Genomic DNA, 12,012 nt, shown 5'->3' with positions numbered 1-12,012 from the left:
CCACCACCCTTTCCTCCGGTAGCGGTAATAAAATTTTTGCCAATGGTTGTTGTTTCTCCAGGCTTACCGCTTACAAAATTCTTTGCAATAGAAGCCCCTCCTTTACCAATGATGATATCCTCGTGACCGTTTAAACTGACTTTATAGCCATACCAGACGGAACAACCACCACCTCCACCACCTCCTCCTAATCCTATCCCAAACGCTCTACCACCACTACCCCCACCACCCCAAGCTTGGATCTCAACTTTAGTTTTATCGGTGACCCAGACGGGCCACTGAATTTTCCCATCCTGTGTATAGAGCAATTCAACATCAGCAAGGGCCGGCCAATTTGTGATTTTATCGATCAAATCTTTTTTAAGACTCTTTATTTGTGCCAAAATGGCGGCATCCACTTGCGCCTTCGTATAAACAACATCACCATCGATTTTAAGTGGTCCTTTAAGCGAGCTTCCGTTTGTGTTTAAATTGGTAACCACTTTGCCATTATAGATAAGGTTAAACGACGAATTACCCAACAGTTCTAAGCCACCACTCATAGTGATTTTGCTGGTAAATTTATTATAACTTTGCCATTCATTTGGGCTTGTGAGGTGCCCATAGCTTGTGAGATCTTCATTGATCTTGGCTCTAAAATCGTCAAGCCCCACGATATCTTCGGTTTTATGTTGATGTGCGCCTAATAGAGAGACAGCACTGCCAAAAGTGAAGTGATTGTTGCTTGCTTTGTAGAGAACATAATTGTTGGCTGCATCTTGTGCACCCTCGATATCACCTAAATCTTTTAAAGTGAAAGTTTTATCCGCTGCCATCTTGCCCTTCAAGGCTGCTTCAAGATCTGCAACATCACTTATTGTGTGCGTGTGTTTTAAAGGCGCTTTTCCCTCTACCTTTTCCTCAACATCTGCAATGGCTTGATCAATTTTGGTCAAGTTTTCGCGCAAGATTGGGAATTCAGAACTGATAAAACGACCTTCTTTAGGCAATTCCATGTCGAGTTTTTTCGTTTTTGTCATCTCTGTTCTCCCATCACAATATACCGGCACCAAAATCACTCACCATGGACCGCGCTGCTGGTCCACCGGTAAGGGTGAGTTTGAGGCGCGCTTGTTTGGCGCCTTTATCACCACTGATAAATTTGCGCTCTGTCCAAAGGGGCTCGGATAACTGCTCTGTTTCCTCTAATGTGAGAGGAACAAAAGCACCATCATCCAACTGCATCTCACAAGTGAAGGTTGCACCACCTGGTAAAAAGGTTTTGATATAGCTGGTCAATCTTGCTTTTTCACCAAAGGCAAAAGCACGCGTGACATAGGTAGCTTCCTTATGGATCTTTCCCGCAATCAATTGAACAGGCGCAAACAAGACGGGTGAGAGCTTTTCGGTGCCTTTGAGAATAGCGCGAAGCTTTATCTTTTCACTGATATATTCAGTAAGACTGAGTAATTGAAAGGGAAGAAGTTGATAAACCGTGCCATTGTTTCTTTCAATTTCAAAGATGACAGAACAATCGCTTGAAGGCAATTCAATGGCTGCGCGTATTTGCAAATCAGAGCAGTCAACAAGGTCAAAAGTGCCAAGATCAATGGTTTTTTCTGTTTGTGTATAGCGTGCCGCCAGCACTCGAAAGGCTAAAGCCTCATCTTGATGGGCGGTCCAGCTCCTAGCATTGACAGAAGAAAAGCGTGGACCGGTCACGTAAGGGTGGCTCGAGACGTATCTCTGGTGTTCTGCATCAAAATCCCCAAGCTTTGCCAGTGAGACAGAATGATTACTATCATCTGTCTTAATAACGAAAGCCGTTAAGCGGTCATCGGGGACAAGGAGTGGTACATCATAGCGTGCCTCTGCCCAACCTAGCTTTGCGCCCTTCATAGAATAAAAGCTTTGCGCTTGAATATCGGCGGTCGGATAACCGTTTTCTGTGGTGACCAAATCAATCACCAGATCATGGTTCTCATTACCAATTTTGCAAAGATGAAAGTCAATACCGGTGATTTGCCGTGTTTCATCGGGGGTAAAAACTTGCGCTTGTGGGTCCACTTGCGTCCAGATCTTTACTGTTGTGGTGCGCCGCATCACTTTCACATCAATCACACCTTGACCTGTAAAAAGCCCTGTTGCAATTGTTCCACCTTTTCCCCGTGCCACAACATTTTTTGTACCAGCGGTAATATTTTGTGGAATCGTGAAAGTGCCTTCAAGGGTGCCTTTGGTGTTAGCAACAAGCTTTGTTTTTGGTAAAATATTCACACCATCAAAGGTAAGACGTTCCAAGATTTCGCTACTGCCAAAACCTTCAATTTTGAAAGAAAGGGTAATTTGTCTCAAAAAATCGATTTTCTCTTGGGTTGCACTCACCAAATCATCACTGATTTCTGTTTTACGAACGCTTCTCCCACGGTTCCATCCCATGTTCAGTTGATTGGTCACGCTTGAGAGCCAATCGGTACGCTGTTCATGCCAGAAGTCTGTCGCGGGTTCAAGGGTTACTGTACCAGGCAAGGTCGCAAAATTTTGATAAGGATTGATTTTTTCGCAAGCAGTTGTCAACTCTTGCGCAATGATCACTTCATTTGTCCAGTCAAGCGTAACAGGCGCGTTCAGATGAGCGGTGTAAAAGGTTGGATCAATGGCGAGCTGTAAAATGCCATTGCCTACAGCCCCCGTTTGTTGAAAGCCTTCATCTCTGTAACTATCATCAAGAAAAGGGTCTGCAAACATGCCCTTTTTGGCAACAGGTTCTTTAGAGTCAACATTGCTTTTAATACGCTCTAATTGCATCAATCGATCAAGCGAAAGCACTCGTTGAAAATAGCGCCACATCTCATCATAGGGGGCAACCCGTGTGCCATCATTGACCACAACCGGCGTTTCAAGCCAATTGTTGGTAATGGTTGCAAGGGACAACACATCATCAGGGACACTGGGTGCCATGGGGTGATCTGATGAAACTCCTTTGATATATACGACATTGCCCCCCGTGTTCAGTCCTATGCGGTCAATGCGGGGGAGTTTGTAAGTGTAACTGACGATAATATCACCACCCTCCGCCCCACCTGAGACAGTGATTTCCTGTGCTGTTACTTTATCAGCCGTGATTTTTGCGCGGTAACGGTAAGTCACCTTATAGCTGCTCCCTGCTAAAGGTTCGTCTCCCACGGGTGCCCAATCAATGGTGTCTCCGGTTTTTTTAAAATCTGTGCCTTCTTTAAATTCCTTGCTTCCTTGAACGATTTTGATAAACGCGGTGATGCTTTTATCCGGCACCCCATCACGCCCAGCGGCAACGGCACCACGGGTGACGTTAACGGTTTTTTCTTTTGTCAACAAAAGAGACTGAATATCGGCAATAGGAAAATAATAGGGTTTAAAGGTAAAACTTGTTTTCCCTTTTGAAGGCGCAAAAATATGCGTTTCGCTTGGAACAACGCTTGTCGAAAAATCTTGCATCTCTTCATGGCGCAAGGCGGCAAGGCGTTTACGTTTAAAGCCATTGATATTGGCTTCTCCTTCTTGAATACTAAACACTTGGCAACCATTATTTGCTCCCAATGCGCTTACACGGCAGCCACTCACGATATAATGCCCATGGGCGCGGTCGTACGTCGCAATAGCTTGCATGGCGGGTTCAAGGAGTGAGGGTGATTTTTGATCAATCAGAACACCATCTTGCAAGATATAAACGGGAAAGAAAGTGCCATTCTGCTCATCCTCTTTTAGTGCCCAAACAAGCTGTGCTGTTTCGCGTGCGGCACCAGGCTCTCCTTCTGCCAATGTGCCAGGGACTTGCCCCAACAACTCTGGATCATCCTCATGGGTTATCCATTTTTTTTGCAGCTTCACACCAATTTCCAAGCGCCCAATCATGGCAACATTGTTGAGTACAGCGGGTGCAACGGGGAAAATATCGCCTGCGATATAAATTTTGCCATCCGTTAAAGTGACGGTCCTTGTCTCTTTGTTGACAAAAGCATCAGCCCGTTCAACGCGGTCTCCTTCTTGTGCCACAAGGCGCCCCAATCGGTCATGCCGCCCCCTTATAATGGTTTGAACCTCATTGAGTTCACCCGCTTGAATAAAGGGACGCGTGCCATAAAAGACAACGCTTTGTTGTTCCTCTTTGCCGCGAGATCTGTCAATTGCAAAGGGTAAACCACTTTCATGCTTCATATTAAAACCTCAATAAAATCTTGAATTGTTCGCGAACATCGGCACGCAAAGGAATATTAATGGGTGTTTTGAGTATCTCTACACCACCATTTAGTTCATTGGCATCACACCAAAGCTTGCCCAGGGGGATATCAAGGGGGACATCTTGTTTGGGAATGCCGTGAACGAGAATGGAAACAAAAGCTGCTTGTTTCCCGTCAACATCATGAAAATCTGTGCGTGCTGCCAGAAAAAGCGCCGTGCCCATCGAGGAGGGCTGGAATCTGCCGCCACAATGGCTGTACACACCATCCAAAGCTTGTTCGACAGGCGCTACAGCATAGCATCTGCGATACCCAATCACGCTATTTTGGCTGTCTCTTAACACGAGATAAAGCGTGCGGTTGCTAAACCACTCTGCCATGAGTATATCGCGTTCATGTTTTTTGACCGAACACCACGGAAAATTTGCCATATCCCATGGATAATCAATTTGGTTCCAGCTTAACTCCTCGTCAAAGTCATCAATCCAGTTGCCAATAAGCTTGCCTTCTTCTTTTGTGAGGGTATGATTGATTTCTGTTGTGCGCCCAAAGGAAAACAAAGTGTCCCCAGCTGTTAAGCGAACACCGCTTTCATACTCCAACATGCTGTCATCAAGCCGTGACATATTGCATTCAACAGCTTGCACATCATAACCATAGGTCCCACGACGAAAATCAGAGCGCAAACTTTTGGAAAGGTCGGTAATCGCTTCAATGGCTTCAAGGCTTTTGCGTTCAGGCAACTGATCAAAATCAAGTTGAAAGGAATTCCACCATGCTCGCCCTGTCCATGCGGGTTGAAAGCGTGCCGAAATCCCTAGCCATTCAAGCCCCATCTCTATTGCCGCAAGGGAGCCGCGCAAGCGTTGCCATTGAAGCCCTTGATCAATCAAATCATAGAGGTTTGGAACATAAGGTGTCAGTTCACCAAGCCCGTATTCTTCAATCAACCACGGCAAGAAACGGGGAGGGCGTGTGATCAGTTTTGCGCGTGAAATCCCCAAAACAGAACCATCAATATCTTGATGAAAATCGCAAGCATCGGCAAGGCGCTTTTCAAATTCTGTCGCGTTTGTGGGAAGGAGGGAACCAACCATTAGCGGGCACGTCCTTTGAAGTTTAAGGTGATTTTTCCAATCGATAAAATTTCTTCATCACACACCATACTGTCTTGTGTTGGGGTAATGGCAATGACTTTTTGGACACCAGAAATCATTAGTTTTGAAATCCACCACGACAAACTTAATTCACGACCAATGGCTTGTTCTTGTCTCCATGCTGTTCTTAAATTTGTTTTCATTGTTGTAAGAATTTTCAAAGATGTTTCTGGTAACAGCCAAACATCTGCTTCTAAATCCAGCACTTTTTTGACAGCAGCGTGAACAATGATTGTATCATTGGTCATGATGATATTTTTTCTGTGAAGAGCTTCTGAGACTGTTTGTATGAGATCTTCAGAGGCTGTTCCTTCTTCATTATTACCAAAAAGAGCAACATAAATGGTTGGGTCTTTGCCTTTACGGTAAACAATCGCATCCTTAACACGACTATCTGCTGTTAAGGCGATAAGCTTGTAATAGGGCTCTGTCCCGCTACCATTGCCACCACGGGTATGAAGCTCTATGCGTTCACGATATCTCTCGTCACTTTCACCCTCCATGCGGGCAATACCATGCCAGTTTCCCAAAGCATCAAGAGATTCACCGGTTGCAAAATCAAGAATGTTGTTGCGTGCCGCTTCGTTAATACGCTGTCTTAAAAGCAACTCTCGATAGCTAAAAGCCTCTATGACTTTTACGGCTGGATCACTTTCCAAAAATGTATATTCGGGTAAAAGTTCTTTTAAATGGGCAAGAGCAGCAGCGCGTATTTCCTCAAAAGAAAGTTCTGTGATGATTTCGGGTTTTGCAAGCACTCCATTCATTTTATCAATAATCCTTCCATGGTAATGGGCTTGCCGGATGGCAAATAAATGCCTTCAAAGGACAAAGAAACTTGTCCAGTCTCACTCCATTTAAAATCAATTTTTTTCAATTTAAAACGCGGTTCCCACTTGTCTAAAGCCTCAGCAACAGCAGCATAAAGAGCAACAGCAAAAGCATTATTCACTGGAGCATCAATGAGTTCAGCAACACGTGAACCATAATCACGCCGCATTACACGCGAACCAATCCGTGTTGACAAAATGTCAAGGATTGATTGGCGCAAATGATCAATTCCGGTTAATGGCTTTCCTGTTGTACGGTCCATTCCACTGTTCAATTGGGACCTCCTGTCATAGAACCACCAGAATAAACACCGCCATGAACATGGCTGTTTCCAATATTGGTGCCGTTATGTCTTAATCCACTTGAATGAATGGAAACATTATTCCCAGAATGAAGAGAGAGACTATCATTCGAATTCAGTGAAATGCCACCACCTGCCTTCAAAGAGATGTTGCCTTTTGCGTTTAAATTTATATCGCTTTCTGAAACAATCTTTATGCCTTCCGGTGCTGTAAGCTCTAGCTTGCCACCATCACCTTTTAGTGACACACCATCAGCGATTGTCAGGATAAATTTTCCGCCGGATTTGATGTGAATTCCATAAGTATTTTGTTCATCATCATATTCAAGGCTGGTTCCATCAGGGTATATAGTTCGGTGAATGCTGCCTTTATCGGCTGCTTGATTAGCATCGGTGTGAAGTGAACCAACAATCACCCCTTGTGATAAATCTCCGGATGACGAGACAACAATCACTTGCTCTCCGATATCACGCCCTTCATAAGAGCGTGTTTTACCGGCGCGGGCTTGTGTGTCTGGAATCCAGTCACTGACAAGATTGCCACTTTTTACCCGATAGCGTGCGTTTTTATGGTCGACATGGCTAATTTTTCCCACCACAACCATATTGGCCACACGTCTCTTTAGATCTGTGATTTCTTTATCGCGCCGCTCTAACATGAGTAACCTCGATTTTATGGTATTTATCTTTATTTCTCACGCCTGTTTCTGGTTCAAAGCTTAAGAAAGGTTCAACGATTCTTGCTGTTACACTGCCGTCTTCTTCATCCATGTTGGGGATATTTGTCACATAAATGACTTCAAAGGTTAGAATTGCACCATGGAGCGCTAGGGCGCCATTATCACCAAAGGCAAAAGCAATATTTTGCAGGCGGCATGTCTCAACTGTGTTGTTGAGATTGGGATTAGCGTAGAAAACCTCCTCAACTTCCCATGCTAATTGGTCAACAAAGCGTGCACCATCTTCACATGTCGCATAACATTCAACATCTAGCGTTAAAACACGCCGCCTTATTCCATAATCATAGCCATCTTCAATCGTTTCACTTTGTGTGAAAATGTTAATTGCAGGCGTGTTTTCAGGGGAGAAGTTGAAATCACGCATATTGAAAACATTGTCACCAGCTGCCGTCTTTGCTGCTTTGATCAACGCAACAAAGCTTTCCCTTATCGTTTCTCTCGGATGCATGGGGGCTCCTGTTATTTAACATTTATCCTTTTCTTTATGTTGGTATCGTGTTATGATACGTAAAAGAACGAATAAAGGTGATTTGGTGATTGAATCTTTTGCTGATAAGCGGTGTAAAGATCTTTTAGAAGGCAATCCGCCCAGAGGCTTTCCCACCACTCTAGTGCGTATAGCCCAAAGAAAATTGTTTATGCTCGATAAAGCAGTTGATCTTAAAGATTTGCGTAGTCCTCCGGGAAATCGTCTAGAAGCATTGAAAGGAGAGCGTAAAGGTCAATATTCTATCCGTATTAATGACCAGTTTCGTATTTGTTTTGAATGGCGCTCTAATGGCGCCTATGAAGTTGAAATCGTAGATTATCATTGATCTGTAGGAGGTCGAGATGAAAAATTATATAGCGATTCATCCCGGAGAAATTTTACGAGAGGAATATTTAAAAGAATATGCTCTCTCTGCTTATGCTCTTGCAAAAGCATTAAATGTTCCACGTACGAGAATAGAACGTATTGTTGCTGAAAATAGTCCAGTGACTCCCGATACAGCACTAAGATTAGCCTATTTTTTTGATACTACTGCTGAATTTTGGCTTAACATGCAAGCTGCTTATGACGTTAGTATATTACAAACTGAAAAAGCAGACGAATTTGCCAAAATCAATAAATTTGAATGTAGGGTTTAACCACTCCCCATTTTAAGAACAGGGAGGGGAGTTGTGTTTTTAAGTTAAGCAGCTTTTACAACAGGACTTTCCAAAGTAGGAGCATAAGCTTGCAATAACGGATTCATGCTATGCGGTAGTTCTGAAGTTCCAAAACCTGTAAGAACTGCAAGAATCTTTGTAATATTCGGCACCTCATCTTGAAGTTTTAAAATCAAAGCTTTTTCTATTGCATCCATGGTCTCAATGAGAGCATTAAAAGCTTTATCTTCGACATCATCACGATCAGAAAATTAAAACAATGCCATCCATAAATCGCACAAAAAATCGATACTGGTATTCATTGCCCCCCCCAAAAGATTTGCTCTCTTAAACATACTAATCCTCTGGATGTGATTTTCGTTGAAGGCAGCACCTTTACTGTACCATCCGGTCTTTGAATGGTGATAGCAGGACAATCCATAAATCCTTTCTTGATCTTGCCTGATAAGGTAACAGAGGCGCCCCTGGAGCCCGTCGATACACCCAATCATGTTTACGCAAGTAATCAGTTAAGTCCTTAGGTCGTACCTCTAACATCTTTTCTGCTTCAATAAGACCAAACAAACCATCAGAGCGTTTTAAACCATCAAGTGCTTCTGCTTTTGGTGCTAATTCAGCAATAACATGATCTTTCTGCTCTATTTGATTTTGTAGGTGATTCAAGACACCAAGTAATGCTTCAGGTTTGGAGTAGTCAACTTGTGGTGTCACTACTTGTTTCAAAAGCCGTTCACATTTGTTAAAGTATTGACGTGCTTCATGCCCTTTATCATTACGCTCTATCATCGAAAGATGTTTAGCTATGTCTAACGTAATGTGGTATTATTTTACCTTTCCACCGCTTACTAAATTTTTAGTAAGCGTTATAAAGTTTATATTTTCCTGAAATTTACATTCTTTAATGCGATTTTTAATCCAATTTCTAAATTCAGACTTTATTTCCAAAAACGCATGCAAATCACGCGCGTTAACAGTTTGAATTGTTTCTTGGCCAATAGTTTGTTCTTTAATTTCTATAGAGTATTCATAATGAACTCCTTACTACTTAGATGTTTTTCATTGACTCTTTAATTAGAAAGTGCCGAGCACTGAAAAACACGGTAGTAAGTCCATCGTTATGCTTTCCTATGAAGGTGTTTTATAGCATAACCACACCCCACAAGATCACTATATGCGAGTAACATACAATGAGTCAAAGCCTTTAATGTGCGAAAATAAACTATCTCGGTAGCTTATCCGCTTAGTATTTAAGGTGTTCGTTAGGTTCCTGTTTCGATTATTCATACTCCTGTAATAATATCACTTTTTTCTAAAAATCATAAGCACATATTTACTTTATTTGTCGACTCACTTTAGATTTTCCAGCTTAGTTTTTTATTTATAGTGGAGGGGACAATAATGCTCGACATACTTGATACAATTGCGATGATCGTATGTTTGTTGTCGTTACCGGTGATGGTTGTCGGACTTGTTTTAGTGTGTATAAAAAAATGGCGTAAAAATGGATTGAAAACCCTTGGTATTGGAGTCTTATTATTTCTCGGCTCTGCAATATTAGGTGCGTTTTTTTTTCACAAAATCAAACCAGATCAAGTTGCGTACAATAATGAAATTTTTTCCTCCTCCTCGACTTTATTAATAGATGTTGCTACTCAAAATGAAAGCGTGACAAAGGCACTACCTAAGAATACTGATAAGCAAAGTATCCATGTTCAAGATAAAAAGTCAGACGAAAATGATGGTCTAGGTTTTTGGGGATGGTTCAGGTTAATTTTCTTTGCATTTATTGCATTGTCTATTTTTGTTCATTGGCAAGATAAACGCAACAAACGTTTTAAAGAAAAAGTTTCAGAGCAGGTTTTAATGCCTCCCCCCCATATCCATCCTTCTTCTGATTTATCAGTTGTTAATAAAATGTCGCCGGAACTTGAAAAAAAACGGTTAGAAAAGAGGGTACAGATCGTTCTCCTTTGTGCTCTACTGATTGGAGGCATTGTGGTAACAGTAACTATTAAGCCGTGGTTATTAGTACCCATTTTTATTGTTTTAATTTTTGTTATTATTGCCTATCGTGAGACAAAAAAGGAAAAAAGCTTTGAGCAAGAAGTTGCTCTGTGGCAATCAGATATTCCTCCCTCTAATTTTAAGGAAGCATGTGAAATGTTTCAAGAACTTGACGCAAGTGAATATGATTATCGTTTAGTACAAAATGAAAAACTGTTGGGAGTTCAAGAACGCGTTACCTTTGATATTGGCGAAAAGAATCCAATTTTAGGACGTCTTTTAGTAACAAATCAAGCTATTGTATTTGAAAGCCCTGAAGATAATGAAAGGACTACTTGGGCAAGAATTGCATCAGTAACTATAACATACCAAGAATGTCACATCAGTCACCGTACCGGCGCACCATGGAATTATCGATTTAGTGCTATTCCAAATCCAAGGTTTGCAGCAGTAATCCGAGTTCTTGGGCAGCCTTATTGATTTTTAAACACACCAAATAAAGATGCCTCATTGTTTTATCTCCCGCAAGATAAGCTTATACATACCGGATTCTGAGGCTTGGACATCTGTGATCACGAAGTGCTCTTGAGAAGAGGGAGCTTTGCTGTTTTCAGGAGAGATGATCACAATACTATCTTGAGGTTTTGGTGGTATTCCCCCGATATCATTGATACAAAGATCAAGTTCCTTTCTTGCAATTGTCGTGGGAATTCTGCCACCAGCGTCCGATTCTGAATGCTTAATGCCGTAAATCGCTGTGATACGAAAAGATTGCTGGTTGTCCTTTCGCGTGTAGATGATGGGCTGCCCAAAAGTGTTGCGTACATCTTTAACCATTTGGTTTAGCAGCCCGTGCCATCGCATGTTATTTCGCTCCAATCACTGCTTTAAACAGCATTTCAGGGCGTGTACAGATGTAAAGCGGATAGCTATAGACCTCCGGTTTTACCCATGCATTACGGTCGTGGTCGACGATAAGCATCGTGTAGAGAGGTTTTCCAACCGTGTTGGCAAAATCCAAGCTTTCACCAGGAGCAAAGGTTTTTTGGAAGACACCAGGCGCATCAACAGGAAAGAATTGACATTCATCAGGCTTAATGCCTATGGCGCGCTTTGTTCCAGCCTTCGCACTCACATTATAGTTGTGGATACTCCGGTAATTAATGAAAGTGACACCAGCAAAGTCAAAACTGCCAAAGCTCCCCGATCCAAGAGCGCTTGGTGTTGCAACACCTCCGGCGCTATTGAGTGTTTGTGCTAAGGCTGTGTTGAGATAAGTTTCACGAATTGTTTTATGGTTTTTCAACTTGGAAAAGAATTCATTTCCACAAAGCCCAATAATGCGTGAACGATCAGAAAACGCTCCCTTTGAAGCCTCAATCATCCTCATAATGACTTGATCAACATTGTCAGCAACATTGGTTGTCTCTGTATTCAGTTTAAAGTCAATGGGCTTTGGTGGTGTGATTTCCCATTCTTTGTACCAATCGACAATTACGGAACCATCAGCATCAAGGACAACACCTTGAACAGCGCCAAGCTGCATATTTTCCCATGTCAATTCGATTTCAGAAATCAGTTTCTTTTGTTTTCTGGCAATATATTTCATTGCTGTCTCTAACTGATCTTCT

At 42.3% G+C, this 12,012-nt stretch carries 12 protein-coding genes and 2 pseudogenes; 3 read left to right on the top strand and 11 right to left on the bottom strand.

Going from position 1 to position 12,012, the window contains the following annotated elements; translation table 11 throughout:
- The 7 genes from ACFILL_RS08190 to ACFILL_RS08160 all read right to left on the bottom strand — a co-directional run.
- The coding region (locus ACFILL_RS08190) for a Bgr_08870 family protein (protein WP_375643686.1) at positions 1–1,019 on the bottom strand (1,019 nt) is incomplete at its 3' end.
- A gap of 13 nt (positions 1,020–1,032) precedes the next feature.
- Entirely contained in the window at positions 1,033–4,176 is a 3,144-nt protein-coding gene (locus ACFILL_RS08185) for a DUF4815 domain-containing protein (RefSeq protein WP_375643687.1), read from the bottom strand.
- Position 4,177: 1 nt separating this feature from the next.
- Positions 4,178–5,296, bottom strand: coding sequence for a phage tail protein (locus tag ACFILL_RS08180; protein WP_375643688.1), 1,119 nt, complete (start codon positions 5,294–5,296; stop codon positions 4,178–4,180).
- Complete coding sequence (locus ACFILL_RS08175) at positions 5,296–6,123, bottom strand: baseplate J/gp47 family protein (protein WP_375643689.1); 828 nt, start codon at positions 6,121–6,123, stop codon at positions 5,296–5,298. The genes ACFILL_RS08180 and ACFILL_RS08175 overlap by 1 nt, the downstream gene beginning before the upstream one ends.
- Positions 6,120–6,461, bottom strand: a complete 342-nt coding sequence (locus ACFILL_RS08170; protein WP_375643690.1) for a GPW/gp25 family protein — start codon at positions 6,459–6,461, stop codon at positions 6,120–6,122. Before ACFILL_RS08170 ends, ACFILL_RS08175 begins: the two co-directional genes overlap by 4 nt.
- A complete protein-coding gene (locus ACFILL_RS08165) occupies positions 6,458–7,147 on the bottom strand; it encodes a phage baseplate assembly protein V (protein WP_375643692.1) in 690 nt (229 codons plus the stop codon). The genes ACFILL_RS08170 and ACFILL_RS08165 overlap by 4 nt, the downstream gene beginning before the upstream one ends.
- Entirely contained in the window at positions 7,128–7,676 is a 549-nt protein-coding gene (locus ACFILL_RS08160) for a hypothetical protein (protein WP_375643693.1), read from the bottom strand. The genes ACFILL_RS08165 and ACFILL_RS08160 overlap by 20 nt, the downstream gene beginning before the upstream one ends.
- 52 nt (positions 7,677–7,728) lie before the next feature.
- Between ACFILL_RS08160 and ACFILL_RS08155 the strand changes: the two genes are divergently transcribed.
- Together ACFILL_RS08155 and ACFILL_RS08150 are read left to right on the top strand one after the other, a co-directional pair.
- On the top strand, positions 7,729–8,043 hold the full coding sequence (locus ACFILL_RS08155; RefSeq protein WP_273790985.1) for a type II toxin-antitoxin system RelE/ParE family toxin: 315 nt from the start codon (positions 7,729–7,731) through the stop codon (positions 8,041–8,043).
- 16 nt (positions 8,044–8,059) lie between these two features.
- Positions 8,060–8,356: a HigA family addiction module antitoxin gene (locus ACFILL_RS08150; protein ID WP_004861504.1), complete on the top strand. Its 297-nt coding sequence runs from the start codon at positions 8,060–8,062 to the stop codon at positions 8,354–8,356.
- A gap of 44 nt (positions 8,357–8,400) precedes the next feature.
- On the opposite strand, the pseudogene ACFILL_RS08145 reads toward ACFILL_RS08150, so the two are convergent.
- Together ACFILL_RS08145 and ACFILL_RS08140 are read right to left on the bottom strand one after the other, a co-directional pair.
- A pseudogene (locus tag ACFILL_RS08145) lies at positions 8,401–8,679 on the bottom strand (hypothetical protein).
- Positions 8,676–9,394: pseudogene (locus tag ACFILL_RS08140) on the bottom strand (antA/AntB antirepressor family protein). The pseudogenes ACFILL_RS08145 and ACFILL_RS08140 overlap by 4 nt, the downstream one beginning before the upstream one ends.
- 381 nt (positions 9,395–9,775) lie before the next feature.
- On the opposite strand from ACFILL_RS08140, the gene ACFILL_RS08135 reads away from it, so the two are divergent.
- Positions 9,776–10,861 carry a hypothetical protein gene (locus ACFILL_RS08135; protein ID WP_375643694.1) on the top strand — a complete coding sequence of 362 codons (1,086 nt, stop codon included), beginning with the start codon at positions 9,776–9,778 and terminating at the stop codon, positions 10,859–10,861.
- A 27-nt stretch (positions 10,862–10,888) separates the two neighbouring features.
- Here the strand turns inward: ACFILL_RS08135 and ACFILL_RS08130 are convergent, their stop codons facing one another.
- Complete coding sequence (locus tag ACFILL_RS08130; protein WP_375643696.1) at positions 10,889–11,245, bottom strand: hypothetical protein; 357 nt, start codon at positions 11,243–11,245, stop codon at positions 10,889–10,891.
- Between the two features lies 1 nt (position 11,246).
- Positions 11,247–12,012 (bottom strand): major capsid protein (locus ACFILL_RS08125; protein WP_375643697.1); only part of this gene is annotated, 766 nt, incomplete at its 5' end.

This window comes from Bartonella sp. AP20NXHL, assembly GCF_042196165.1.
GTDB lineage: Bacteria > Pseudomonadota > Alphaproteobacteria > Rhizobiales > Rhizobiaceae > Bartonella.
This window is presented reverse-complemented; position numbering and strand designations above follow the sequence as displayed.